Origin of the sequence: Rhizobium sp. FY34 (assembly GCF_005222845.1) — a bacterium.
GTDB lineage: Bacteria > Pseudomonadota > Alphaproteobacteria > Rhizobiales > Rhizobiaceae > Neorhizobium.
Map to the genome: position 1 here is coordinate 153,611 of NZ_STFZ01000011.1, position 24,575 is coordinate 178,185.

General features: G+C 59.5%; 21 protein-coding genes. 9 read left to right on the forward strand and 12 right to left on the reverse strand.

Annotated features, from left to right (window positions below; translation table 11 throughout):
• Positions 1 to 2: 2 nt before the first annotated feature.
• The 3 genes from E8M77_RS07765 to E8M77_RS07775 all read right to left on the reverse strand — a co-directional run bounded on the left by E8M77_RS07765 (position 3) and on the right by E8M77_RS07775 (position 3,653).
• Positions 3 to 1,004 carry an ABC transporter permease gene (locus E8M77_RS07765; RefSeq protein ID WP_137130062.1) on the reverse strand — a complete coding sequence of 334 codons (1,002 nt, stop codon included), beginning with the start codon at positions 1,002 to 1,004 and terminating at the stop codon, positions 3 to 5.
• A gap of 12 nt (positions 1,005 to 1,016) precedes the next feature.
• Positions 1,017 to 2,543 carry a sugar ABC transporter ATP-binding protein gene (locus E8M77_RS07770; RefSeq protein WP_137130063.1) on the reverse strand — a complete coding sequence of 509 codons (1,527 nt, stop codon included), beginning with the start codon at positions 2,541 to 2,543 and terminating at the stop codon, positions 1,017 to 1,019.
• A gap of 126 nt (positions 2,544 to 2,669) precedes the next feature.
• Positions 2,670 to 3,653, reverse strand: coding sequence for a substrate-binding domain-containing protein (locus tag E8M77_RS07775; RefSeq protein ID WP_137130064.1), 984 nt, complete (start codon positions 3,651 to 3,653; stop codon positions 2,670 to 2,672).
• Positions 3,654 to 4,026: 373 nt separating this feature from the next.
• Between E8M77_RS07775 and E8M77_RS07780 the strand changes: the two genes are divergently transcribed.
• The 6 genes from E8M77_RS07780 (at position 4,027) to E8M77_RS07805 (ending at position 10,255) form a co-directional block, all read left to right on the forward strand.
• A complete protein-coding gene (locus E8M77_RS07780; RefSeq protein ID WP_137130065.1) occupies positions 4,027 to 4,791 on the forward strand; it encodes a FadR/GntR family transcriptional regulator in 765 nt (254 codons plus the stop codon).
• 431 nt (positions 4,792 to 5,222) lie between these two features.
• The gene (locus E8M77_RS07785; protein ID WP_137130066.1) at positions 5,223 to 6,059 is read left to right on the forward strand and encodes a metallophosphoesterase; all 837 of its coding nucleotides are present in this window, start codon (positions 5,223 to 5,225) and stop codon (positions 6,057 to 6,059) included.
• The gene (locus E8M77_RS07790; protein WP_137130067.1) at positions 6,056 to 7,219 is read left to right on the forward strand and encodes an ABC transporter ATP-binding protein; all 1,164 of its coding nucleotides are present in this window, start codon (positions 6,056 to 6,058) and stop codon (positions 7,217 to 7,219) included. The genes E8M77_RS07785 and E8M77_RS07790 overlap by 4 nt, the downstream gene beginning before the upstream one ends.
• Entirely contained in the window at positions 7,212 to 8,129 is a 918-nt protein-coding gene (locus E8M77_RS07795) for a sugar ABC transporter permease (RefSeq protein ID WP_137130068.1), read from the forward strand. Before E8M77_RS07790 ends, E8M77_RS07795 begins: the two co-directional genes overlap by 8 nt.
• Positions 8,126 to 8,962 (forward strand): carbohydrate ABC transporter permease, encoded by an 837-nt coding sequence (locus tag E8M77_RS07800; RefSeq protein ID WP_137130069.1) that lies wholly within the window; start codon positions 8,126 to 8,128, stop codon positions 8,960 to 8,962. The genes E8M77_RS07795 and E8M77_RS07800 overlap by 4 nt, the downstream gene beginning before the upstream one ends.
• Before the next feature lie 27 nt (positions 8,963 to 8,989).
• A complete protein-coding gene (locus E8M77_RS07805; protein WP_137130070.1) occupies positions 8,990 to 10,255 on the forward strand; it encodes an ABC transporter substrate-binding protein in 1,266 nt (421 codons plus the stop codon).
• Between the two features lie 74 nt (positions 10,256 to 10,329).
• Here E8M77_RS07805 and E8M77_RS07810 read toward each other — a convergent pair whose 3' ends face one another.
• Positions 10,330 to 11,313, reverse strand: coding sequence for a substrate-binding domain-containing protein (locus tag E8M77_RS07810; protein WP_137130071.1), 984 nt, complete (start codon positions 11,311 to 11,313; stop codon positions 10,330 to 10,332).
• Positions 11,314 to 11,580: 267 nt separating this feature from the next.
• Positions 11,581 to 12,315 carry a TetR/AcrR family transcriptional regulator gene (locus tag E8M77_RS07815; protein WP_170975784.1) on the reverse strand — a complete coding sequence of 245 codons (735 nt, stop codon included), beginning with the start codon at positions 12,313 to 12,315 and terminating at the stop codon, positions 11,581 to 11,583.
• An 88-nt stretch (positions 12,316 to 12,403) separates the two neighbouring features.
• On the opposite strand from E8M77_RS07815, the gene E8M77_RS07820 reads away from it, so the two are divergent.
• From E8M77_RS07820 to E8M77_RS07830, 3 genes are read left to right on the forward strand one after another with little or no spacing between them, the layout of a single operon-like run.
• Positions 12,404 to 13,456, forward strand: coding sequence for an efflux RND transporter periplasmic adaptor subunit (locus E8M77_RS07820; RefSeq protein WP_170975785.1), 1,053 nt, complete (start codon positions 12,404 to 12,406; stop codon positions 13,454 to 13,456).
• On the forward strand, positions 13,453 to 14,529 hold the full coding sequence (locus E8M77_RS07825; protein ID WP_137130074.1) for an efflux RND transporter periplasmic adaptor subunit: 1,077 nt from the start codon (positions 13,453 to 13,455) through the stop codon (positions 14,527 to 14,529). The genes E8M77_RS07820 and E8M77_RS07825 overlap by 4 nt, the downstream gene beginning before the upstream one ends.
• The gene (locus tag E8M77_RS07830; RefSeq protein WP_137130075.1) at positions 14,526 to 17,603 is read left to right on the forward strand and encodes an efflux RND transporter permease subunit; all 3,078 of its coding nucleotides are present in this window, start codon (positions 14,526 to 14,528) and stop codon (positions 17,601 to 17,603) included. The genes E8M77_RS07825 and E8M77_RS07830 overlap by 4 nt, the downstream gene beginning before the upstream one ends.
• Positions 17,604 to 17,785: 182 nt before the next feature.
• On the opposite strand, the gene E8M77_RS07835 is transcribed toward E8M77_RS07830, so the two are convergent.
• The 7 genes from E8M77_RS07835 to urtA form a co-directional block, all read right to left on the reverse strand.
• Positions 17,786 to 18,121, reverse strand: a complete 336-nt coding sequence (locus tag E8M77_RS07835; RefSeq protein WP_137130076.1) for a zinc ribbon domain-containing protein — start codon at positions 18,119 to 18,121, stop codon at positions 17,786 to 17,788.
• A gap of 72 nt (positions 18,122 to 18,193) precedes the next feature.
• A complete protein-coding gene (gene fmdA / locus E8M77_RS07840) occupies positions 18,194 to 19,426 on the reverse strand; it encodes a formamidase (RefSeq protein ID WP_137130077.1) in 1,233 nt (410 codons plus the stop codon).
• Positions 19,427 to 19,474: 48 nt separating this feature from the next.
• Positions 19,475 to 20,164, reverse strand: coding sequence for an urea ABC transporter ATP-binding subunit UrtE (gene urtE, locus E8M77_RS07845; protein ID WP_137130078.1), 690 nt, complete (start codon positions 20,162 to 20,164; stop codon positions 19,475 to 19,477).
• A gap of 9 nt (positions 20,165 to 20,173) precedes the next feature.
• Positions 20,174 to 20,932, reverse strand: a complete 759-nt coding sequence (urtD, locus tag E8M77_RS07850) for an urea ABC transporter ATP-binding protein UrtD (RefSeq protein ID WP_246659171.1) — start codon at positions 20,930 to 20,932, stop codon at positions 20,174 to 20,176.
• Positions 20,933 to 20,943: 11 nt separating this feature from the next.
• The gene (gene urtC / locus E8M77_RS07855) at positions 20,944 to 22,071 is read right to left on the reverse strand and encodes an urea ABC transporter permease subunit UrtC (RefSeq protein ID WP_137130079.1); all 1,128 of its coding nucleotides are present in this window, start codon (positions 22,069 to 22,071) and stop codon (positions 20,944 to 20,946) included.
• Between the two features lie 11 nt (positions 22,072 to 22,082).
• A complete protein-coding gene (urtB, locus tag E8M77_RS07860; RefSeq protein ID WP_137130080.1) occupies positions 22,083 to 23,009 on the reverse strand; it encodes an urea ABC transporter permease subunit UrtB in 927 nt (308 codons plus the stop codon).
• 77 nt (positions 23,010 to 23,086) lie between these two features.
• Positions 23,087 to 24,349, reverse strand: coding sequence for an urea ABC transporter substrate-binding protein (urtA, locus tag E8M77_RS07865; RefSeq protein ID WP_137130081.1), 1,263 nt, complete (start codon positions 24,347 to 24,349; stop codon positions 23,087 to 23,089).
• Positions 24,350 to 24,575: the final 226 nt, after the last annotated feature.

The window sequence follows — 24,575 nt, forward strand, 5'->3', positions numbered from 1 at the left end:
CTTCACCCCTTGTTGCGCATGGCGCTGCGCTTGATCGCCTGGATATTGGCGAGCACCGCGACGACGATGATGAGACCGCGCACAACCTGCTGGAAGAAGGGATTGATGCCCAAAAGCACGAGGCCGTTACCGATCAGCGTGATGACAAGCACGCCCAGCAGGGTACCCAGCATGGAGCCGCGACCACCGGACAGCGCCGTGCCGCCAACGACAACCGCAGCGATGACATCGAATTCGAGACCACTGGCTGCCGTTGCATTGCCCGATCCCAGCCGCGACAGAAGGAGGATGCCGGAAACGGCCGCCATGGCGCCGGCAATGGCAAACAGGGCGACGCGGATGCGCGCGACATTGATACCGCTGAGGAATGCCGCATGCGGATTGCCGCCGATGGCAAATACCGAGCGGCCAAATGCAGTCTTGCGGCTGACAAAGGCGAAGACGGCAAATAGCACCAGCATGATGATGGCCGCCGGCGGAACACCGAGGATCGGACGATCCAGCATGTCGACGATATCGTTTCGGCCAATCGACACCGGCAGGGCATCGGTGACAAACAGTGCCGTGCCGCGCAAGGCACTCCAGAGGCCCAGCGTACCGACAAAGGTGGGAACATCAAAATAGGCTCGCAGGATGCCGGCAATCGAGGCCAGCGCCGCACCTATGGCGATCGCCAAAACGAAGGCAATCGGCGTAGGCACGCCCCATTGCAGCAGATAGGCGAGAGCGACCGAGATGAAGGCCACCATCGGGCCGACGCTCACGTCGATTTCGCCGGAAATGATGATCAGAGTTGCCGCCCAGGCTGCAATACCGATCGTTGCGGCGTCGCGCAGGATGTTGATCTGGTTGTTGAAGGTCATGAAGCCGCCGGCCGTCGCCGTAAAGACGATGTAGAGCAAGGCAATCGCGACGAAGAGGCTCACTTCGTTCATGTGCTGCGCAAAACCACCGCGTCGCCGCTGTGCGGATGGAGGCGTCGTAGCTGCCTTTTCGAGGGACATTCGTATTCTCCGTCAATGACCGGCGATGCAGGCGGCCATGACGGCGTCCTGATCGATATCGGGCGATATAAACTCTTCCTTCAGAGTACCTTCGCGCAGGACGACGACACGGTCGCAGACGAGCGGCAGCTCTTCGATCTCGCTGGAGACGAAGATGATGCTGCGCCCTTCGGCGGCAAGCTGGCGGATGATGGCGTAGATCTGGGCCTTGGCCTCGACATCGACGCCACGCGTCGGCTCGTCGAGGAGAAGGATGCGGCTGTCGGCATGAACCCAGCGTCCGATGACAATTTTCTGCTGGTTGCCGCCAGACAAAGTGCCGATCGGCGTATCGGTCTGCGCCGTTTTCACGTGCAGACGCTGAATGACCTTGCGTGTCGCATTGGCCATGCGCCGCGCCGACAGCACGCCATAGCGGCTGACAGAAGAGAAATCCGTGGATACCGTATTCTCATCGACTCCCAGAAGCGGAACAATGCCCTCTTCCTTGCGGCTTTCCGGCGTATAGCCGAAACCGGCATCCAGCATCTGACGGTAATTCGGGCGCCTGGCAGGCTTGCCATCCACCATGACTGTGCCGGCATCAAAGCTGCGAACACCGATGATAGACTGCAGGAGTTCCGTGCGCCCCGAGCCCAGCAATCCGGCAATGCCCAGAACCTCGCCCTCCTGCAGTTTAAAGGAGATCGATGAAAGCTTGGGCTGCAGAGCGAGATTGGAGACTTCCAGAACGACGTTCTTGCGTGTCCTTGTTTCAAGAGCTGCGACCTGCCCGGCCTCCGAACCCAGCATCAGCCGGACGATGTCGCGGGTATCTGCTCCGGCGACATCCATGGTATCGACAATGCGCCCGTCGCGCATGACCGTTGCCGACCGTGCGATCTGACGGATCTCATTCATCCGGTGACTGACATAGATGACAGCGATGCCTTCGCTGGCGATCCGCTTGACGGCGGTCATGACCTTTTCGGCCTCGGCGGCAGCCAACGAACTGGTGGGCTCATCGAGAATGACGAGTTTCGGCTTGCCAAGCAGCACGCGGGCGATTTCGAGCAATTGGCGTTCGGCGGGGCTGAGACCGGCCACAAGCCTTGAAGGCGGCAGGTCGAGACCGAGCCTTGCCATGGCCTCCGCTGCCTGTGCTTGCATGTCGGCATAGTTGAGAACCCCGGCCTTGCCCGGCCAACGCCCGAGAAACAGGTTTTCGGCAAGCGACATGCCGGGCACGAGGCTGAGTTCCTGATAGACAACGCGCACACCGAGCGCGAAGGATTCCTGCGCTCGCGCGGACCCCGACTGGGTAAGTGGCTCGCCGCCGATATGGACGGTGCCTGCGTCTGGAACGTCGGCACCCGTCAGCATGCGGATCAGGGTCGATTTTCCTGCGCCGTTTTTGCCGAGAAGTGCGCGCACCTCGCCGGCCGCAATGTCGAAACTGGCATTATCAAGCGCCAGAACGCCAGGATAGCGCTTGGTACAGCCGGCAATCGAGGCGATGATTGTCCGGGTGGGGCTCTGGCTGGCCGCAGATTCTATCATGACGAAGCCTGTTCAGGAATGGATGCGCCTTTGTGACCAGGCGAGGCGTGGTCTGGCCAGATGGACTGGACATCCATCTGGCCAGACAGGTCAAGTGCGCCACCAGCAAGGATGGCGCCTGGGAGATCAGGGGATACCGTCGGCATGGGCGGCAAGCCAGGCCTTGCCCGATTCCGCCGTGCGGTAGAGATCGATATCGTAGGGCACCTTGATATCGGCGGGCGCCTTGCCGTCGATTGCCTTGATGGCCTGCACCAGCGCCAGCTTGCCGAGGCCCTGCCCGGAGATATCGACAACAGCCTTTATGACCGTGAAATCGACCAGTTCCTGTGCGATTTCCGTCGTCATGTCGCCGCCGAAGACGACGGTCTTGCCAACGCGACCCTGGCTCCTCACGGCACGCGCCGCGCCAAGAGTTGCGCCACCGGCCTCACCGAAGAAGGCGTCGAGATCCGGATTGGAAGACAGCATGGTGCTGGCAACGGAGACGGCCTTGTCAAGCGTCGCGCCTTCCTGGTTGGCCACGATCTGCGCGCCCGGAACCTTGGCCATCAGCGCCTTTTCAAAGCCCTTGCGACGGGTGACGCAGACTTCGACGAATTCGCAGTTGAGAACCGCAATCTTGGGCGCAGCCTTCTTTTCGGCAAGGAAATAATCGCCAGCGGCATCGCCCAGCTTGAAGCCGAAATCGAAGGGGTCGCCGACGGCATAGGCCGAGACAAATTCCTTCATATCCTTTTCGCCAAGGCAGGTATTGTAGCAGACGACGGGAATGCCGGCTTCATGGGCGCGCCGGATGGCCCGATAGGAACCGTCCGCCGAAACCGGCGATGTGATGATGGCCTGGACACCGGCGGAAATCAGCGAGTCGATGAAGGATGATTCCTTGCTCACGTCGCCCTGCGCATTCGTCTCGATGATGTTGAGCTTACGGCCTGCATCCGCAGCCCCGGTCTGAATGCCTTTGCGCACACCGGCATAGAAGCCTTGCGCATCCATATAGATCGCGCCGACTTTCAGGTCTTTCTCCTGCGCCCAAACGGGCCCGGCAACCAGCCCAACGGCCCAGAGCGTCATTGCCGTCAAAGTGGCAGTTTTCATGAGCTTCATGTGCTCCTCCCAATGAAATCGAATTTCAAGATGCGCAACCGGGACCGGTGGCAATCCCGCGCCTCAAGCGGAATGCATTGAAGATATCGTTCATATGATCATTGTCAACATAGATAGTATTTATTTTCACACGGCGGGAGGGTGGCCGCTATCGTGTGTGGAATGCCGCTTGACGATCAGTATGAAATTTCCGATTAAACGCTATGTTTCAATTATTTGGATGACTGAGCCCCAGCTGGAAATCCACCAGAGTGCCATCAAAACCGCTTGATATAAATAGCATTTATTTTAGAATGCCCGCTGTTGTACTGCCAGATGCGTCGATGGACGGACCTTTTGTGGATCGATCACCTGACCAATAGAGGATAAATGAATGACAGTGGCACGAACGGCGGGGATGGTGTCGGCCAGCGGCTTTCCCATTGCCGACAGCGGCAAGCGAAGCGTTCGCGAAGCTCTGCTCCAGCAGCTTGTGGACATGATCGTCTCAGGTGAGATGGCTGAAGGATCGATCCTGCCCAATGAGGCGGAACTGACTGAAAAATTTAATGTCAGCCGGACGACATTGCGGGAAGCCATGCAATATCTGTCGGCGCTGGGCATTGTCCGTTCGCGCACCCGCGCAGGCACGACAATCCTGCCAAGAGAAAACTGGAACTATCTCGATCCGCTGGTGCTGGATGCAACGTTGAAGTTCGGGGCAGACGAGCATTTCTATCTGTCTCTGGTCGAAGCACGCCAATTGCTGGAGCCCGCTGCAGCCGCGCAGGCAGCCGCCAATGCCACGGCACGTCAACTGTTCCAGATCTCCAAGGCCTTTGAGGAAATGGTCGAGGCGAATGCGCGCGACACCGAAGAATGGAGCCGCGCCGATCTCGACTTTCATACCGCCATTATCAATGCGAGTGGAAACTGGGTCTACCGGCAGTTTGGAACCGCCATACGCGCCGCCTTGCTGGCCAGCTTCCGATTGACCAACCGCGCCAGCCAATCGCATGAACAGGCCATCATCAAGCATCAAGATGTGCTTGAGGCCATCAGGATGCGCCAGCCGGACGTTGCCCGCCACGCAATGGAGCAGTTGATCGGCGTTGCGCGCAGCGAAATCGCAGAGGCTTTGCGCGGCAAGCGTGCATGACGTTCTGCAGTGAAAATGCACCCAGCGTCGACCAAGCTGGCAATCATTACATTCGCCTGTTTCGGAAAAAGCGTTTCCGATACAGTTTCACAATAAGCGACTGTGGTGTCGAAGCACCAGTGCGATTGTCAAAAGCGGTTCAGCTTTAGGAGCGAAACCGCCGGTGAATCCGATATCCATCCGGGTTTCGCGACGAGCCGGAGCATGACGCATGTGCATTCAGTGCCCTTTGCGAAATACGCCGGACGCGCATTCAAGCACCAGACCTTGCCCGGTTTGTCACGGCAATCGGACCATTCCTAAAGCTTATGCGACAAAGCTGAAAAACATCTGAAAACCCCGTCAAGCGACTGACATGTACGCGCTCTACTGAGAGCACGACACAGCACGCGTGACCCCGCGGGCGCCATCACAAGGCCGGAGCCGCTCCCATGAAGATCATTCAGATCACCGATACCCATCTCAGCCCCGGCAAAATCCATTTCAACGGCAATTGGGAGCCGCTGGCCGCCTGGGTCAACGCGCAGCAGCCGGATCTCGTCATTCACACCGGTGATCTGAGCGTGGACGGTGCCGATCTTGAAGAAGACCTGACTTTCTGCATGGAGCTGATGGGCGCCGTGGAGGCGCCGATGCTGATCGTTCCCGGCAATCACGACATCGGGCATCTGCCCGGATCTCACCAGCCGGTGGACGCTTTGAGATTGGAGCGCTGGCGGCGCCTGGTCGGCGCCGATCGCTGGGCAAAGCAGAGTGATGGCTGGCTGTTCATTGGTCTGAACGCCCTGGTGCTCGGCTTCGACGACGCCGAGGAAGAGGCGCAGTTTGCCTGGCTGGAACAGGTTCTGGCCGAGCGCGACGGCAGGCGCGTGGCGATCTTCACCCACAAACCATTGTTCGTCGATGATCCGAACGAAGGCGACACCGGCTATTGGAGCATCCGGCCCGCACCACGCCAGCGCCTTTACGATCTCATCGCCGCCCATGATGTCGCGCTCTTTGCCAGCGGCCACCTCCACTGGGCCTGGAAGGGCCAGTTCAACACGACAGCGCTGGTCTGGGGCCCGTCCTCGGCATTCATCATCGACACAATGGAGCGGGAAATGCCCGGCGAACGGTTGGTCGGTGCTGTCATCCACACCTTTGGCGAGGACGTCGCAAGCGAGATTGTGAAGCTGCCAGAGCTGACCCCCTTCGTGATCGACGGGATCATCCACGAGGTCTATCCGCAGGCGGTGCGCAAGCAGAACCCCGAGGCGGCGGAATGAGCATGTTCTCGCTGCGTGATATCACCAAGTCCTTTTCCGGCAATGCCATCCTCAAGGGCGTGTCTCTGGAGGCCGGAGACGGTGAATTCATCGCCATGGTCGGACCGTCCGGCTGCGGCAAGAGCACGCTTTTGCGCATCGTCGCCGGCCTCGATCACGCAGACGCAGGCGCCATTCGCATCAATGGCGCCGAAGTCTCGCATCTGCCGGCAGCCGACCGCAATATCGCCATGGTATTCCAGTCCTACGCGCTTTATCCGCACCTGACCGCAGGACAGAACATCGCCGTCCCGCTGGCAATGCGCAATCTCTCCGGCAGCCAGCGCCTGCCGCTGATCGGCCGCTTCATGCCCGGCCAGCGCCGGATCTGCGCCGATATCCAAAGGCAGGTCCAAGCCATGGCCGCCTCGCTGAAAATCGACCACCTGCTGGATCGAAAGCCCGGCCAGATGTCGGGCGGTCAGCGGCAACGTGTGGCGCTGGCCCGCGCCATGGTGCGCAATCCAAGCGTTTTCCTGATGGACGAGCCGCTCTCCAACCTCGACGCCAATCTGCGCGTCCATGCGCGTGGTGAAATCGTCGATCTGCACCGGCGCGCGGGCGTGCCGACCCTCTATGTGACCCACGACCAGTCGGAGGCCTTGTCGATGGCCGACCGTGTTGCGGTGATGATCGGCGGCAACCTGCTTCAGCTGGCATCCCCGCAGGCCATCTATGACGATCCAGACCATATCGAGGTCGCCCGTTTCGTCGGCCAGCCGCGCATCAACCTTTTGGCCAGCCAGCGCGATGCCGATGGTACCGTCAGTTTCGGCAATCTGCGTCTGACTTCCGCTTCAGACACGATCGGCGATCCGCGCGTCACGCTCGGCGTGCGACCGGAATTCGTGCGCTTGCGCGCCGAGGGCGAAGGCGCGTTGGCAACTCGGATCGAGCGGCTCGAATTCCTAGGCTCCGAGGTCATCGTCTTTACCAAACTTTCAGCGATCGGCGAAACCGTGCTTGCCAAGATATCACCGGCCGAGGCCCGTGGCCTTGCCGCAGGCCAGCCGATCGGCCTGGATATGGACCCATCGCATGTCATGCTGTTTGCCGAGGACGGTCGCCGTCTTGCCGCAGCCCCGCTCAAGGCTGTGCTTCGGGAGATGGTCCATGGCTGATCTGGCCATTTCGGGCTATTCCCCGATCGAAACAGCGGCGCGGCGCGAGGCGCGCACCGCTCTGCTGCTGGCATCCCCTGCCCTGGTTCTGATGCTGGTGTTCATCATCCTGCCGACTGTGGCGGTGATTGTTCTCGGCTTTACAGATTTCGAACTCGGCTATGCCAGTTTCCGCTTCGTCGGCTTTGAAAATTATGCAGAGCTGCTCAATAGCCGCACCTTCCGCAAATCCCTTTGGAACACTGCGGTCTATACGGCGATCGTCACGCCCGTCTCGATCGCGCTCGGCCTCGGCGTGGCGCTGCTGATCGAATCCGAACCGCGTGGCCGCAGCTTTTTCCGCACCGTGTATTTCCTGCCCGTGGCCTCGCTGCTGGTCGCCATGGCCACCGTCTGGCAATACCTGTTTCACCCGAGCATCGGCCCGCTGAATGCGCTCCTCGCCCAGTTTGGCATACCCGGCCCGAACTGGCTCGGCGCCTCCAGCACGGTGATCTACGGCCTGTCGGTCATCGGCATCTGGCAATCCATCGGCTTCAACATGGTGCTGTTCCTCGCCGGCCTCACCGCCATCCCGCGTGATCTTTATGCCGCTGCCGAGGTGGACGGGGCAAAATCCGCGTTGGATCGTTTCCGCCTGGTCACCTGGCCAATGCTGGGACCGACCACACTCTTCGTCACCACCATCAGCGTCATCAACTCGGTCAAGGTGTTCGAGACGGTGAAGACACTGACCGAGGGTGGGCCGAACAAGGCTTCCGAAGTGCTGCTGTTCACCATCTATCAGGAAGGATTCGTGTTCCTGCGGGTCGGCTATGCCTCGGCGATGACGGTGGTGTTTCTCGCCATACTCGTCGTGCTGATGGTGCTGCAATATCGCTTTCTCGACCGCCAGGTTCACTACTCATGACCACACAAACCATGACAATCGGTCGGCTCGCCCGCCTGGCGCTTCTCTCCCTCGGCGCTCTGCTTGTTCTTGCCCCTTACATTTTCATGCTCTCGACCGCCGGCAAGACCCAGAGCGAGATTTTCGCCTCCTCGCTGTCGCTGATCCCCCACACATGGAACTACCTCGCCAATTTCACCAAGGCATTTACGCGCGTGTCTATGCCTATGCTGCTCTGGAACGGCGTCGTTGTCTGCGGCATGATCCTGGTGCTGCAGGTCCTGGTGGCCGTACCCTGCGCCTATGCCATGGCCAAGATGAAATTCCGCGCCGCGCGTGTGATGATGGCGCTGGTAATGCTCGGTCTCCTGGTGCCGATCCATGCGACGGCCCTGCCGCTTTATGTCGCCTTCGACCGGCTCTCGATCCTGAACAGCTATCTGGCGCTGGTGGCGCCGTTCTCGATCTCTGTCTTTGCCATCTTCCTGTTCCTACAGTTCTTTCGCGCCATGCCGGACGACCTGATCCATGCCGCCCGTCTCGATGGCATGTCGGAATTGGGAATCGTTGCCCGCGTGATTGTGCCCAACGCCTGGCCGGCGGTCACCGCCTTTGCGATTTTCTCGGTGGTTGCCCACTGGAACGATCTGTTCTGGCCGCTGATCGTCGTCACCAACCAGGCCTATGCGACGCCACCGCTCGGGCTCCTGTTCTTCCGCGCCGCTGAAGCCGGCGACGATTACGGCGCGCTGATGGCCGCCACGCTCATCATCACCCTTCCCCTCGTCCTCGTCTTTCTGCTCGCGCAGAAAAGCTTTGTCGAAGGCATCACCATGACCGGTCTCAAAGGCTGATCGGTCGCAACTCCAGGAGACCATGCCATGAAGCATATCAAAAAGGCGCTTGCTGCCGCCGCGATGTCGATGGTGCTGTCGATGCCGGCACATGCCGAAACGACGCTGACCGTCCACTACCCCATGCCGGGCTTCTTCAAGGACGTGATGGACACGATCTCGAAGAAATTCATGGAGGAAAATCCCGACATCAAGATCCAGTTCGCCAATCCATCGGCGACCTACGAGGAAGGCATCCAGACGATCATGCGCCAGGCCGGCACGGCCGAAATGCCTGACGTCACGTTCATCGGCCTCAACCGTCTGCGCATGCTCAACGAGCGTGACATCCCGGTTGACCTGACGCCGCTGGTGGCCGCAGAGGGCGACATGGCGGCCAAGGGCTTTTCCGACAACATCCTGAAACTCGCCCAGGTCAAGGGCAAGCAGGTCGGCCTGGCTTTCGCCACGTCAAACCCGATCATGTACTACAACGCCGATCTGGTGCGCAAAGCCGGCGGCAACCCGGACGTACCACCCGCAACCTGGGATGAAGTCATTGCGCTCGGCGGCAAAATCAAGGCGCTCGGTGACGGCAATGAAGGCATCGATTTCCGCTGGCAGGGCGATGACTGGATGTTCTCCGGCCTGCTGTTCGGCGCTGGTGGCAAAATGCTCAGCGACGACGAGACCAAGGTTGCCTTCAATGGCCCCGAAGGCCAGAAGGCCGTGGAAGTGCTCGACCGCATGGTCAAGCAGGGTGGCCTTCCCGTTCTGACCAAGCAGGCCGGCGAGCAGGCCTTTACGGCCGGCAAGGTCGGCTTTGCCTTCCAGACGACCGGCGCGCTGCGCAATACCATCAAGAATGTCGGCGACAAGTTCGATCTGCGCACTGCCCACATCCCGCTGATCGATCCGGTCAACGGCCGTCTGCCGACCGGCGGTAATGCAGTCGTCATTCTGACCAAGGATGCCGACAGGCAGGCAGCCGCCTGGAAATTCGCCAAGTTCGCCGCCGGCCCCTATGGTGCCTCGGTCGTGGTACCGGGCACCGGCTATGTGCCGAACAACGAACTGGCCGCCAAGTCTCCTGACTATCTCGGCAATTTCTACAAGGAGAACCCGCTGTTCCGCGCCGGTCTCGAGCAGATGCCGCTGATGCAGCCCTGGTACGCTTTCCCCGGCAGCAACGGTGTCAAGGTGACCCAGGCGATCGTCGAGAACCTGTCGCGCATCGTTGAACAGACGGCAACGCCAAAGGAAGCGTTGGACGATGCCGCCGCCGAAGTGAAAGGTCTGCTGCCACGCAGCTAAGTTACATCGTTTGACTGACGAAGCGGCCGCTTTCGAAAGAATGCGGCCGCTGTTGTATTTGGCGCGTGTGACCTTCAGCGAATATCCTGCACCGTGCCACCGGGCCGCAACCGGTATGCCACCTGCAAATGCCGGGGTGCGGCGGCATTCTCCGCCATGTCGAGCAATAATGAGGCCGCCGCCGCCCCCATGGAGACATCCGGCATTTCCACTGTCGTCAGAACCGGATAGGTTAATCGGCCGATGGCAATCCCATCAAATCCCGCCACCGACACGTCCTGCGGCACCGCCAGCCCCTCGCGCCGCAAGGCTGCGATGACCCCAAGCGCCAGAAGATCATTCGACGCGATGATAGCGGACGGCTGCAGGCGAGCCATGACATCGGAAAGATCAAGGCCGTCATAGCCATCGATGAAAGGGATTTCGAACGGCGCCAATGGTGCCGTGCCCATCGCTTCCAATGCGTCACAATAGCCCAGATAGCGCAATTTCGCCCGATCCGACGCTCCGAAATGCCCGGACACGAACAGGATGCGCCGGTGTCCGAAACTGTGAAGATAGGCTGTTATCTCGCGCCCAGCGCCGCGGTTATCGACAGTGATGGCAGCCGGAAACCTGGCAGTCGGCAGATTGCTGAGCAGCACCGTGGGCGGAAGTGCCGCCGACAAAGCCGCACTGGTCTCGGCGTCGCAAACGGTCAAGATCAACCCGGTCGGCTGTTCGTTGAGCAGCGATGCGACGGCATCCGCCTCGCGTGCGGGATCGTAGTCGGATTGGGCGATCAGAACACTATGGCCCGCCACCAGCATGCGGTTCTGGATCGTGGAGAGCGACGAGGCAAAGACCGGATTGGTGATGCTGGGAATAAGCACGCCGATCACCGGGCGGCGCCGGGCCATGCCCGAAACACCGCCGGCCGCCCGGTAGCCCAGTTCCGCCGCGGCGCGGCGCACCTTCCTCACCATTTCATCGCTGACCGGCCCCGTGTGGTTGAGGACGCGCGACACCGTGGCAAGAGAGCAACCGGCGCGAAAGGCGACCTGCTGAAGGGTGATCATTGCGATGGTCCATCTTTGGGCGGCCATAGATCCAAGACCAGGACGGGATCAAACTTGAGAGATGGCCTCCAACGCCCCATTCTATCAATCAGATAAGCTTCCGGATCCAATCCAATACTCATTATTTCATCATTTACCATTACGAAATATAATATAAAATCGACACCTAACGCTGGATAACTGCATTTAAGCTTAGCTGCTACGCTTGTCACCGAGTCCAGCCTGGTATGGCTGAACGCATCATTCGCCAAACCGAAAGACGCTCCGTCAACCAATCATTCGCATCAGAAGGTCTTCAAGCTCAAGCGAAAACTGCGCCGATGGAAGCGGTTCGCCGCTGAGCTTGGACAGGAAGTCGCGTGTCGTGATCGCAAAGCCGATTGTCGGCATAGCAAGCAGCAATGACAGTTCCAAATTCAGTCCAGTCTTCGTGTCCACGGTCCCTCTCACCTGCCTGATATAGGCGGAAATCCGCATCGATACGGGCCGCGCTATGAGTTCCGCAATCAGATCCTTCCGCTCGTTTTCGCCGCCAAGCATCAATTCATTCGTCAGGATATGCGCAAAGAGAGGACGTCTTTCGATGAGCTTGATCAAGTCGCGACACAGCTGGCGGACCTTCTCATTCGGAGTCAACAAAGCATGTTCCTGCGGCCATGCCTCGATCAGTGCCAGCCCCTCCGCAGCAACCGTATCGACCACCGCCGTCCACAAGCCCAGCTTCGACCCATACCGGTACGAGATCAGCGCCACATCGACGCCCGCCCGTTCCGCGATCATCCGGAGCGAGGCCTTGTCAAAGCCGTTTTCGGCAAAACAGGTAATTGCAGCATTGAGCATGGCGTCCATATCGAACTCCTGCCCCTTCTTCGGCCTGCCACGGCTTCTGCCAAACGTCTCTACCACGTTCATCATATCCTCCGTTTCGCTCTTGACAGGAATAGCCTGGATCGCGATTATATTCAACAACCGATGAAATAATAACGCCACTTCAATTCCCACTCTGGAAACATCCATGTCCAAGAGCGCAATCAGACTGAATAAAATACTAGACAGACCCAGATTACACCGCGCGCCCCACCTTCTCGCCATGATGTCACTGATTCTGCTCGCGTCCTGCGACGCGGAAAATGATGGTCGTTCACCCTATGTGACGCATGTCCGTGTCGTGACCGCCGAAATGGCTGCCGATCTCGTGCGCGCATCCGGAACGGGCGAAATCAAGGCGCGCGTCGAAAGCGACCTGTCATTCAAGGTCAGCGGCAAGGTGGTCTCCCGCACTGTCGGTGTTGGCGACCACGTCAAGGCCGGACAGATCCTGGCAACGCTCGACCCGGCCGAACAGCGAGCAGACATCGAATCGGCCAGGGCTTCGGTCGCTGCACAGGAGGCAACGCTGCGCATGGCGAGTTCGGTGCTGAGCCGCCGCAAGGCCCTTACCCAGACCGGCGCGCTCTCGCAGCAGGAACTCGACAGCGCGCAGCAGGAATATCAGTCGGCCCAAAACGACCTGGAAGCGGCACGCGCCAGGCTTGAAACGGCCAATGAAGCGCTGGTGCAGACGGAATTGCGCACGGATGCGGATGGCACGATCACCGCGCGCAATGTTGAGGTCGGACAGGTCGTCCAGCCCTCCACCGCGGTGTTCACCGTCGCCCATGATGGCGCGCGCGACGCTGTGTTCAATGTGCAGGAATCGGCGCTGTCCGGCACCAGCACGCCGCTATCAATGGAGGTGACCCTTCTTTCCCGCCAGGATGTGAAGGCGGCGGCACGCATCCGCGAAATCAGCCCCACGCTCGATCGCTCGCTCGGCACGGTGAGTGTGAAGCTGGCCATCGACAACCCGCCTGCGCAGATGACACTCGGTTCGGCCATCGTCGCCGATGTGGTCATGGATCGCACGGACCGCATTTCGCTGCCCTGGCAGTCGATGTTCTCCAAGGCGGGCAAGCCCGCCGTCTGGGTCGTCGATCCGAAGACATCCACAGTGATCCTGCGGCCCATAGAGATCGAACGCTATGATGCGACCATGGTAGTGCTCCGCTCAGGCGTCGTGCCGGGAGAACAGGTTGTCGTAGACGGCGGACAGTTCCTCAGAGACCAGCAGAAAGTTTCGATCTCGGAAGAGGCGACCCAATGAAATATCCGATCATTCTTCCGCTCGTCTTCATCGCAGCGGGCCTCAGCGCATGTTCTGAGGATAAACACGATACAGAACAGCAGATTCGGCCCGTCCTCTTCAGGGTTGCGGAACCGCGTGAAACCGTTGCCATGGGCTTTACGGGCACGGTCGAAGCCAAGTTTTCGGCCGATCTAGGCTTTCAGGTGCTGGGGCGCATCACCTCGCGCCACGTGAGTGTCGGCGATCTGGTCAAGAAGGACGATGTCCTGGCCAATATCGACGCGACAGCGCTACAGCTTGCCGTCAACCAGGCTTCGGCGGACCTTGCATCGTCCGTCGCCAAGCTGGATCTCGCCAAGGTCAACGAGCAGCGTCAAATCACGCTGGTCGCCTCTGCCGCAAGCACGAAGGAACAACTGGAAACGGCCATTCAGTCCCGCGAGGCCGCCGAGGCGACCGTCAAACAATTGCAGGCAAGCCTTACCAAGGCCAAGGAGCAATTGGGATATGCGGATCTGAAGGCCGATACCGATGGTGTCGTCTCTACGGTGTCGGCCGAAGTCGGCCAGGTGGTCTCGGCGGGCCAGACGGTGATGACCATTGCCCGATTGGAAGCCCGCGATGCCGTAGTCGATATTCCCGACAGCTTCGACAAGCTGTCAAGGATCGGCACCCCTTTCGAGGTGACGCTTCAGGCCAATCCGGTGATCAGGGTGACCGGAACCGTGCGTGAAACAGCGCCCCAATCGGATGCATCCACCCGCACGCGCCGCACAAAGATCGCGCTCGACTCGCCGCCGGACACGTTCCGCCTCGGCAGCACGGTGACCGCCATGCCGGCTGCCCCCAGCGAGGGCTATCTGTGGCTTCCGACAAGCGCCATTGGCGGCGCGCAAGATCAGCAGTTCGTCTGGGTCATCGATAAAGCGAGCAAGACCGTATCGCGCAGGAATGTGACAGTCAGGCCATCCGCGGCAGGCGGTGTCGATATCCTGAGCGGTCTCAATAAAGGCGAACATGTCGTCACGGCCGGTGTGAATACACTTACCGACAATCAAACCGTCAAAATTCCAGATGAGATGCCCCTATGAACATGACATTCAACCTTTCCGACTGGGCACTCAGGCACAAGTCGCTTGTCTGGTATTTCATGATTATTGCCAGCGTTGCTGGCATCCTGTCCTATTTCAACCTGGGCCGAGAGGAAGATCCCGACTTCACCATCAAGACCATGCTGATCCAGGCCTCGTGGCCGGGAGCCTCGGTCGATGAAATGACCAGCCAGGTGACGGATCGCATCGAGAAGAAGCTCCAGGAACTGGAATCCCTCGACTATACAAAGAGCATCAATACGCCCGGCCAGACGACGATCTACATCAACCTGCTGGAGAATACCAAGGCGGCTGATGTGAAGCCGACCTGGACCAAGATCCGCAACATGATCAATGACATCGCGCCGAACCTGCCGCAGGGGGTCCAGGGGCCTTTCTTCATCGACAGCTTCGGTGACGTCTATGGCAATATCTATGCCTTTACCGCAGACGGGCTTTCCCAGCGCCAGCTGAGGGACTATCTGGAAGCGGCACGCCAGCAGATCCTTTCCGTGCCGAATGTTGGCAAGGTCGACCTGATGGGCGCGCAGGATGAGGTCGTCTACCTCGATTTCTCCACCCGGCAGATGGCCACGCTCGGCATCAGCCAGAGCCAGATCCTCGAGACCTTGCAGAACCAGAATGCCGTCGTGGCATCCGGCACCCTGCGCACGGGTCCTGAAAGCATCAACCTGCGCGTCTCGGGACAGTTCGCAACGGATGATGCCCTGCGCAACATCAACCTGCGCGTCAATGACCGTTTCTTCCGCCTCAGCGATGTGGCAACCATCACGCGCGGCTATGCCGACCCGCAACAGCCGTTGTTCCGCGTCAATGGCAAACCCGCCATCGGCCTTGCCATTGGCATGAAGCCGGGCGCCAATCTGCTGCATTTCGGCGAGGCGCTGTCGGCCAAGATGGATCAGATCACCGCCGATCTACCGGTCGGCATCGGCATCCATCACGTGGCAGACCAGGCCTTGGTCGTCGAGGAAGCCGTCGGCGGCTTCACGAAAGCGCTTGCCGAAGCAATCGCCATCGTTCTCGTGGTGAGCTTCATCAGTCTGGGCGCGCGTGCCGGCCTTGTCGTGACACTCTCCATCCCGCTCGTGCTCGCCATAACATTCGTGTTCATGGAACATCTCGGCATCTCGCTGCAGCGGATCTCGCTCGGTGCGCTGATCATCGCACTTGGCCTCTTGGTGGATGATGCGATGATCGCCATCGAGATGATGGTGTCCAAGCTTGAGGAAGGTCAACCGATCACCAAGGCTGCAACCGCGGTCTGGACCACCACGGCCTTTCCAATGCTGACCGGCACTTTTGTCACGGTCGCCAGCTTCATTCCCGTGGGGCTCAATGACAGCGCCGCCGGCGAATTCACCTTCTCGCTCTTCGTCGTCATCGGGATTTCCCTGGTGGTCTCCTGGATCGTCGCTGTCTTGTTTGCGCCGCTTCTGGGCGTGCTGATCCTGCCCAAGACGATGAAGAAGCATCACGAGCACAAGGGCATATTCACCCGTGCATTTTCAAGCATACTCAGCTTCTGCATGCATTGGCCCAAGGTGACCATCCTGTTCACGGCCATTCTTTTCGGCAGCTCGATCTATGGCATGGGCTTTGTTCAGCAACAGTTCTTCCCAGCATCAGACCGACCGGAATTGATTGTCGACTGGACGGCACGCCAGAACTACACGATTGCCCAGACCAAGGCAGACATGGACAAGTTCGAAGCAGACCATCTCGTCAACAATGCCGATATCAAGCATTGGACATCCTATGTGGGCCAGGGTGCCAAGCGCTTCGTGCTCGCTTTCGATGTCCAGCCGTCCACGAACAATTTCGGACAAATGGTCATCGTGGCCAAGGATATTGAAGCGCGCGATCGCCTGATGGCACAGCTGAACGAGGCTGCAGCCAAGGACTTCCCAGGCACCGATGTCTATATCAAACAGATGGAACTCGGGCCACCGGTCGGGCGTCCGGTCCAGTATCGCATGTCTGGCCCGGACCCGCAGAAGGTGCGCACCTATGCCAGTGAGGTTGCTGCAATCATGGCAGCCGATACACGCCTCAGCCGCGTCGTGGCCGACTGGAACGAACCTGCACGTGTCGTGAAGGTGGACGTCCTGCAAGACAAGGCGCGCCAGCTGGGCGTATCCTCTTCGGACATTTCGACAGCGCTGAACAACATTACCGGCAGTTCGACGATTACCCAGATCCGCGACAGCATCTACCTCATCAACGTGGTGGGACGCGCCAACAAGGACGAACGGGAATCGATCGAGACTCTGCGCAACCTGCAACTGCCCACCAGCAACGGGAAATCGGTGCCGCTCGCCTCGATCGCCAGCTTCCACTATGAGTTGGAACAGCCGATTGTCTGGCGGCGCGATCGCGTGCCGACGATCACGCTGAAGGCGGCCATCGTCGACTCCACGCAGCCGGCCACCGTGGACGCAGCCCTGAAGCCAGCGATCGATGCCTATGCGGCAAAACTGCCGGCCGGCTATACGATCAAGGCAGGCGGCACCGCAGAGAGCAGCGCCAAGAGCCAGGCACCCATCGCAGCCGTCGTGCCGATGATGCTGCTGGTCATGGCGACGATCCTGATGTTCCAGTTGCAGAGCTTCCAGCGCCTGTTCATGGTCGTCGTTGTCGCGCCGCTTGGTCTCATCGGTGTGGTCGGCGCCCTTCTGCCGAGCGGAGCGCCCCTCGGCTTCGTCGCCATTCTCGGCGTCCTGGCACTGATCGGCATCCTGATCCGCAACTCGGTCATCCTGGTGGTGGAAATCGATAGCCTGCGAAAGAACGGCAAGCATGCCTGGAACGCCGTGAAGGAGGCCGCAGAACACCGTATGCGTCCGATCATGCTGACGGCTGCAGCAGCCAGTCTCGCGCTTATTCCGATCTCGCGCGAAATTTTCTGGGGACCGATGGCCTATGCCATGATGGGCGGCATCATCGTGGGCACGGTGCTTACCCTCCTGTTCCTGCCGGCGCTCTACATCGTCTGGTTCCGCATCAAGCAACCCCACGACCATGCGGAACCGGAAGAGGCTGCGGCCCACTGAGGCCTCAGCCAAAGGAGACGCCCGGAGCGACAGGTCCGGGCGTCTCATCTCACCAACAATTTCAGCCTGCGCTTGCCCAAACACTGAATATCGATCGATCCTAGCCTTCGACGCTCTATCTAGTGGTTTTCAAGCAATTTCGCAGGCAGACCGTTGAAATGCGTGGTGGCAATGGATGACTGTCAGTGGCTGATCATCCAGGGGCGGGCCGAGGGAAATGTCTTGGCCCCATCGGCACGAAACACCGTCTTCGATGCCTTTGGCTGGCCGCTGCAGCAACTGCAACCCGCGCCATGCCCGAGCGACTTGGACGTCTTTGGTGCATGCGAGGCGCGTTCATTGGTTCCGATCGCCGTGCGCGTGGCATTGTCCATCAGCGCAAAGAAGGGCGTGGTGAAGAAGGCGCGCGGCGAGGCCGTTCCGCATTCGGGACAGGCGCAGGGCTCGCCCGACTGGGACATCGGCCGGTTTTCGGTAAAGCCACCGCATTCAGGGCAGTTGAAATCATAATTCGGCATGGCGTTTCATCCTTGGCAAAGGGCTTAGGCATCGATGGAAGGACGGGCAGAACCCGCCCTCCCCGCGCCTCCTCAAAGGTCATGCGCAAGCGGCACGTCGATCTTTCCATCGAGGAACTTCTTTGGTCCATCCGCCCCCGGCTTCATGTCGAATTCGAAGATATCGAGCGGCAGCCAGAGCGTGGCACAGGCATTGGGAATATCGACAACACCGGAAATATGGCCCTGTACGGGAGCGGTGCCGAGGATGGCATAGGCCTGCGCCCGCGTGTAGCCGAACTTCGTCATATATTCGATGGCATTGAGGCAGGCCTGGCGGTAGGCGATATGCACGTCGAGATAATGCTGCTTTCCGCCTTCATCGACGGAAATGCCTTCGAAGATCAGGTAGTCGTCATATTTCGGCGTGATCGGCGACGGGCGGAAGATCGGGTTCTTGATCCCGTATTTCGCCATGCCGTCCTTGATCAGCGTCACCTTGATATGCAGCCAGCCGGCCATTTCGATGGCACCGCAGAAGGTGATCTCGCCATCGCCCTGGCTGAAATGCAGATCGCCCATGGAGAGACCGGCCCCATCGACATAGACGGGGAAATAGATCTTGGAGCCGCGTGACAGATCCTTGATATCGCAATTGCCGCCATGTTCGCGCGGCGGCACCGTGCGCGCGCCGCTGGCGGCCGCTGTATCGCGCGCCTCACCCTTCAGGGCGCCCATATGCGCAGTCGGCCCGCCATCGGGCAGTGCGGCGAGAGCCGGCACACGGCCGGGATCTGTATCGAACAGCGCCTTTTCGCGGCTGTTCCACATCTCCAGCATCTTGTGATCCGGCAGGCAGCCGATCAGGCCGGGATGAATGAGACCGGCATATTTGACGCCGGGCACATGGCGCGATGAGGTGAACATGCCGTGGAAATCCCAGATCGATTTCTGCGCTTCGGGGAAATGCTCGGTCAGAAAACCGCCGCCATTCTTTTTGGAAAAGAAGCCGTTGAAGCCCCAGAGACTGTTGTCGAAGGCGCCGATATCGAGAATGTCGACAACCAGCAGGTCGCCGGGCTGGGCACCCTTGACGCCGATCGGGCCGGAGAGGAAATGCACCTGGCTGAGATCCACATCGCGCACGTCCGCCGCATCGTCATCGTTCTTGATCTGGCCGCCGGTCCAGTCATAGGTTTCGATGCGAAAATCATCGCCAGGCTCCACCCAGCAGGCCATCGGAATATCGGGATGCCAGCGATTGTGGATCTTTTCGTTCGTATAGGGCGATTGGCTGAGATCGACCTTGATCAATGTGTCAGGCATGTCTTGGCTCCTTCCTGGATTGAAAAGCTTGAAACGGTGAGGCTCGGGTCAGACGGAGAGGAAGCTTGCGACGCGGGCTTCATCAATGCCGGCGCGCGGCGCATCGTGGACGATCTCGCCCTTTTCGATCACCAGAACCCGATCGGCCATGTCGAGGGCAAAGCTCAGCACCTGTTCCGACACGACGATGGACAGGCCCATCTCGTCGCGGATACGGCACAGCGTGCGCGCCATTTCCTTGATGATCGAAGGCTGGATGCCTTCGGTGGGCTCGTCGAGCAGAAGCACTTTCGGTTTTGACGCAAGCGCTCGGGCAATGGCCAATTGCTGCTGCTGGCCGCCTGACAGGTTACCGCCGCGCCGACCCTTCATCTCCAGAAGCACCGGAAAAAGCTCATAGATATGGCCGGGGACTGTCTTCTCGCCGGTCACAGTCAGACCCGTCTCGATGTTTTCCTGCACGGTGAGCGTCGAAAAGATCATCCGGCCCTGCGGTACATAGGCCAGGCCCTTGCCGACCCGCTCGAAGCTTTCCAGCCCGCTGACGGCCTGATCACCGATGCGGATCATTCCCTCTGTCGTGGGAATGACGCCGATCAGCGATTTCATGAGCGTCGTCTTGCCCATACCGTTCCGGCCCATGATGGCGACGATCTCGGCGGGCTTCACGTCAAAGGACAGACCGTGAATGACTTCGCTCTGGCCGTAGCTGACCCTCAGTTTTTCAACAGACAGCATGGCAACCCCCTAATGACCGAGATAGACTTCCACGACCCTTGGATCGTGCTTGACGCGTTCCATGCTGCCTTCGGACAGAACCTTGCCCTGGTGCAGAACCGTCACCCGATGGGCGATGTCCTCGACGAATTTCATGTCGTGCTCGATGACGATGACCGACTGGTTGCGGGTAATGGTGTTGAGGAGTTCGGCGGTCTTGATGCGCTCGGCGACACTCATGCCCGCCACGGGCTCATCGAGCATGAGCAGCCGGGGCTTCTGGATCAGCAGCATGCCAATCTCCAGCCATTGCTTCTGGCCATGGCTGAGGATGGCCGCATCGGTATGCAGGTGATCCTTCAGGAAGATCATCTCCGCCACCTCTTCGACCCGCTCGATCACCTCCCGGTCGCGGCGGAAGGTGAGTGCACCAAACACCGAGCGTCCCTTTGGAAAGGACAGTTCCAGGTTCTCGAACACCGTCAGATCCTCGTAGATGGACGGGTTCTGGAACTTGCGCCCCACGCCGGCATGCACGATTTCATGTTCGCGCATCTTGGTCAGTTCCAGCCCATCGAAGCGGATGGAGCCGGATGTCGCCTTGGTACGACCGCAGATCAGGTCCAGAACCGTCGTCTTACCCGCACCATTCGGGCCGATGATCACCCGGATCTCGTTCTCATCGACATAGAGCGACAGGTCGTTGACTGCCTTGAACCCGTCGAAGGAGACCGTGAGGGAATCGATGCTGAGGATGAAGTCCTTGGACAATTGCTCGTTGACTTGCATGATGCTCTCCATCATTCGGCCGCCTGCGGCTGGGGTTCGGGGCTCGGTTTTGAAAACCGTGCCAGCGCTTTGGCGAAGAAGGGTTCGACATGGTCCTTCACCACACCGGCCAGACCGAAGGGAAAGGCCATGACCACGGCGATGAACAGCCCGCCCATGGCAAACAGCCAGAGTTCTGGAAAGCTTTCGGAAAACGTCGTCTTGGCGGCATTGACCAGCAGCGCGCCATAGATCGCGCCAAACAGCGACAGGCGGCCGCCGACAGCCGCGAAGATGACCATCTCGATCGACGGTACAATTCCGACGAAGGAGGGCGACATGAAGCCGACTTGCAGTGTGAACATGGCGCCACCGATGGCTGAAATGGCCGCCGCCAGGCAGAAGATGAAGATCTTGAAATTGGCCACGTCATAGCCGGAGAAGCGCACGCGATCCTCCCGGTCACGCATGGCGATCAGCAGGCGTCCGAATTTCGAAATGCGCACCGATTGGGCAAGCAGCAACACGCCGATCAGGAGCAGCGCATTGACGAAATAGAGGATCAGTTTGGCACTATCGGTGCGGATATCCCATCCATGCAGCGTGCGAAGATCGGTAATACCGTTGACGCCGCCGGTATAGCCCTGCTGGCCGATGATGAGAATGGTGAGAATGGCGGCCACCGCCTGGGTAATGATGGCGAAATAGACCCCGCCGACCCGCCGCTTGAACATGGCCGCACCGATGACGAAGGCGAAGAACGAGGGCACCAGAATGATGGCGACAATCGTGAACGTGAGCGAATAGAAGGGTTGCCACCAGCTCGGCAGCGCCGTGATCTGGTTCCAGTCCATGAAATCGGGAATGCCCGGTGTCGACTGGATCTTCGTGGCCGCTGGCGTCGAGGCCTCCAGCTTGAGGAACATCGCCATGCAATATCCGCCAAGGCCGAAGAAAATGCCTTGGCCAAGGCTGAGAATTCCGCCACCGCCCCACAACAGCACAAGGCCGATGGCGACGAAGGCATAGGTCAGATATTTGCCGATCAGGTTGAGCCGGAACACATCGACGGCGAGCGGCATGACGACAAGCAGGAGGGCGGCCAGAATGGTAAAGTAAAGCCATTCCTTCTTGGAAAACAGGAAGCCGGCAGCAGGCATGGAAGATCTCCTTAGCGGCGGATATTGAGGGAAAACAGGCCTTGCGGGCGCAGCATCAGGATGCCGACGACGGTGAGCAGGGTGAGCACCTTCGCCATCGAGCCGCTGAGGAAGAATTCCATGGTCGACTGCGCCTGCGAGATGGTGAAGGCCGATGCAATCGTCCCGATCAGGCTTCCGGCACCGCCGAACACGACCACAAGGAATGTATCGACGATATAGAGCTGGCCGGCCGTTGGACCGGTCGAGCCGATCATGGTGAAGGCCGATCCGGCGATGCCCGCGATGCCGCAGCCGAGCCCGAAAGTCATCCGGTCCACCATCTTGGTATTGATGCCGACGGCACCGGCCATAACCCGGTTCTGCACCACGGCGCGCACCCGCTTGCCCCAGGAGGAGCGGTACATGATGAAATAGACACCAAGCGCAATGATCATGGTCAGTGCCATGACGAAAAGCCCGTTGAGCGGCACTTCGATCGTCTCGCTGACGGAAACGGAGCCCATCATCCAGTCCGGCAGGGTGACGCCCACTTCGCGCGCCCCAAATACCGAGCGGTAGAATTGCTGCAGGACGAGCGAAAGTCCCCAGGTAGCCAGCAGCGTATCCAACGGACGCCGGTAGAGATGGCGGATCAGCACCCACTCCACCAGTACGCCGAGTGAAAACGAGGCGACAAAGGCAAGCGCCATGGCCAGGAAAAAGTAATAAGGAAAGAAGGCCGGCAGATAGGTCGTCACCAGTGTCGAGCACAGATAGGTGACATAGGCGCCGAGGATCATGAATTCGCCATGGGCCATGTTGATGACACCCATCTGGCCGAAGATGATGGCAAGACCCAGCGCCATCAGCACGAAGACGGAAAACAGGATCAGGCCCGCAAATCCCTGCATCGCCAAAATCGAAAAGAACTCGCTATAGGTATAATCGCCGATCATCGTGTCACCTCGCACGCCCTTGGAAAAAGCTCAGGACAAGGGCCGGCATGACCGGCCCCTGCGGAAGCGATCGAGGCTTACTGGTAGCCTTCCGGGAAAGGGTTCGGCTCCATCAGGTCCTTCGTCTCGTAGACGAGGTCATACTGGCCATCGGCACGGGCATGGCCGATGCGGGTCTTCGACCAGAGATGATGGTTTTCGTGGATCTTCACATAGCCTTCCGGCGCCGTGGTCAGCTCGATACCGGGTGATGCGGTGCGAACCTTGTCAATATCGAAGGAGCCGGCCTTTTCGACCGCTGCCTTCCACAGCCAGGGGCCGAGATAGGCCGCCTGGGTAACATCGCCGATGACGATATTGTCGCCCCACATCTTCTTGAACGCCGCGACGAAGGCCTTGTTATTGTCATTGGGCAGGCTCTGGAAATACTTCATGGAGGCATAGGCGCCGACCATGTTTTCCCCGCCAATGCCCAGAATTTCGTCTTCCGTCACCGAAATCGTCAGGAGCAGCGGCTTTTCCTTGGTCATGTCGATGCCGGCTGCCTTCAACTGCTTGTAGAAGGCAACATTCGAGCCGCCGACGATGATCGCATAGATCACATCGGGCTTCTTCAGCTTGATCTTGTTGATGACCGAATTGAACTGGGTGTGGCCAAGCGGGTAATATTCCTCGCCGACGACCTCAAGACCCTTCTTTTCGATGTGCTTACGGGCAATCTTATTGGAGGTGCGCGGCCAGATATAATCGGAACCAAGCAGGTAGAAGCTTTTTGCGCCCTTCTCCTTCACCACCCAGTCAATGCCGGCAAGGATCTGCTGGGTGGCTTCCTGGCCGGTGTAGATAACGTTGGGGCTCTCCTCCAGGCCTTCATAGAAGGTCGGGTAATAGAGCATGCCGTTATACTGCTCGAAAACCGGCAGGACGGCCTTGCGCGAGGCAGAGGTCCAGCAGCCGAAGACCGAGGCGACCTTGTCCTCGACCAGCAGTTTCTTGGCCTTTTCGGCAAAGGTCGGCCAGTCGGAACCACCATCCTCCTGAATGACCTCGATCTTGCGGCCCAGAATGCCGCCTGTGGCATTGATCTGTTCGATGGCAAGCTTTTCGGCCTGGACGGAGCCGGTTTCGGAAATCGCCATCGTGCCGGTCACGGAGTGAAGAATGCCAACCTTGACGGTGGTGTCCGTCACCGCAAGCCCCGTCGTATTGACGACGGCGGTCGGCAAGCCCTGGGCGCTTGCAACGGAGTTGAAGGCCGCAAGCAGCGGGATCGATGCCGCGCCTGCAAGCAGGCTTCGGCGACTGATATTCATCGAAGACGATGGTGTTTCGTCAGACATGGCGGTACCTCTTCAGTGTTGGAAAGGGGTGGCGTGGCTGGCAGTGGTGTCCCGGACAACTGACGCTAACCTCGTCGCTAATTGTGCGACGCAACAATGGAGCATTTGACGTATATCCAGTCGGGTCTTTGTCCCGTAATGTTTGCCCAGAGACCGAAAGATCAGCAAAGAAACCAAGCGGCACCAATAACTTGCAGGATCAGGCCATTTGCCCTGCAGGATCGAA

Excerpts from the sequence above, each read along its gene's own strand:
- E8M77_RS07765 (WP_137130062.1), bottom strand. The coding sequence starts at position 1,004 with ATGTCCCTCGAAAAGGCAGCTACGACGCCTCCATCCGCACAGCGGCGA.
- E8M77_RS07770 (WP_137130063.1), bottom strand. The coding sequence starts at position 2,543 with ATGATAGAATCTGCGGCCAGCCAGAGCCCCACCCGGACAATCATCGCC.
- E8M77_RS07775 (WP_137130064.1), bottom strand. The coding sequence starts at position 3,653 with ATGAAGCTCATGAAAACTGCCACTTTGACGGCAATGACGCTCTGGGCC.
- E8M77_RS07780 (WP_137130065.1), top strand. The coding sequence starts at position 4,027 with ATGACAGTGGCACGAACGGCGGGGATGGTGTCGGCCAGCGGCTTTCCC.
- E8M77_RS07785 (WP_137130066.1), top strand. The coding sequence starts at position 5,223 with ATGAAGATCATTCAGATCACCGATACCCATCTCAGCCCCGGCAAAATC.
- E8M77_RS07790 (WP_137130067.1), top strand. The coding sequence starts at position 6,056 with ATGAGCATGTTCTCGCTGCGTGATATCACCAAGTCCTTTTCCGGCAAT.
- E8M77_RS07795 (WP_137130068.1), top strand. The coding sequence starts at position 7,212 with ATGGCTGATCTGGCCATTTCGGGCTATTCCCCGATCGAAACAGCGGCG.
- E8M77_RS07800 (WP_137130069.1), top strand. The coding sequence starts at position 8,126 with ATGACCACACAAACCATGACAATCGGTCGGCTCGCCCGCCTGGCGCTT.
- E8M77_RS07805 (WP_137130070.1), top strand. The coding sequence starts at position 8,990 with ATGAAGCATATCAAAAAGGCGCTTGCTGCCGCCGCGATGTCGATGGTG.
- E8M77_RS07810 (WP_137130071.1), bottom strand. The coding sequence starts at position 11,313 with ATGATCACCCTTCAGCAGGTCGCCTTTCGCGCCGGTTGCTCTCTTGCC.
- E8M77_RS07820 (WP_170975785.1), top strand. The coding sequence starts at position 12,404 with ATGATGTCACTGATTCTGCTCGCGTCCTGCGACGCGGAAAATGATGGT.
- E8M77_RS07825 (WP_137130074.1), top strand. The coding sequence starts at position 13,453 with ATGAAATATCCGATCATTCTTCCGCTCGTCTTCATCGCAGCGGGCCTC.
- E8M77_RS07830 (WP_137130075.1), top strand. The coding sequence starts at position 14,526 with ATGAACATGACATTCAACCTTTCCGACTGGGCACTCAGGCACAAGTCG.
- E8M77_RS07835 (WP_137130076.1), bottom strand. The coding sequence starts at position 18,121 with ATGCCGAATTATGATTTCAACTGCCCTGAATGCGGTGGCTTTACCGAA.
- fmdA (WP_137130077.1), bottom strand. The coding sequence starts at position 19,426 with ATGCCTGACACATTGATCAAGGTCGATCTCAGCCAATCGCCCTATACG.
- urtE (WP_137130078.1), bottom strand. The coding sequence starts at position 20,164 with ATGCTGTCTGTTGAAAAACTGAGGGTCAGCTACGGCCAGAGCGAAGTC.
- urtD (WP_246659171.1), bottom strand. The coding sequence starts at position 20,932 with ATGCAAGTCAACGAGCAATTGTCCAAGGACTTCATCCTCAGCATCGAT.
- urtC (WP_137130079.1), bottom strand. The coding sequence starts at position 22,071 with ATGCCTGCTGCCGGCTTCCTGTTTTCCAAGAAGGAATGGCTTTACTTT.
- urtB (WP_137130080.1), bottom strand. The coding sequence starts at position 23,009 with ATGATCGGCGATTATACCTATAGCGAGTTCTTTTCGATTTTGGCGATG.
- urtA (WP_137130081.1), bottom strand. The coding sequence starts at position 24,349 with ATGTCTGACGAAACACCATCGTCTTCGATGAATATCAGTCGCCGAAGC.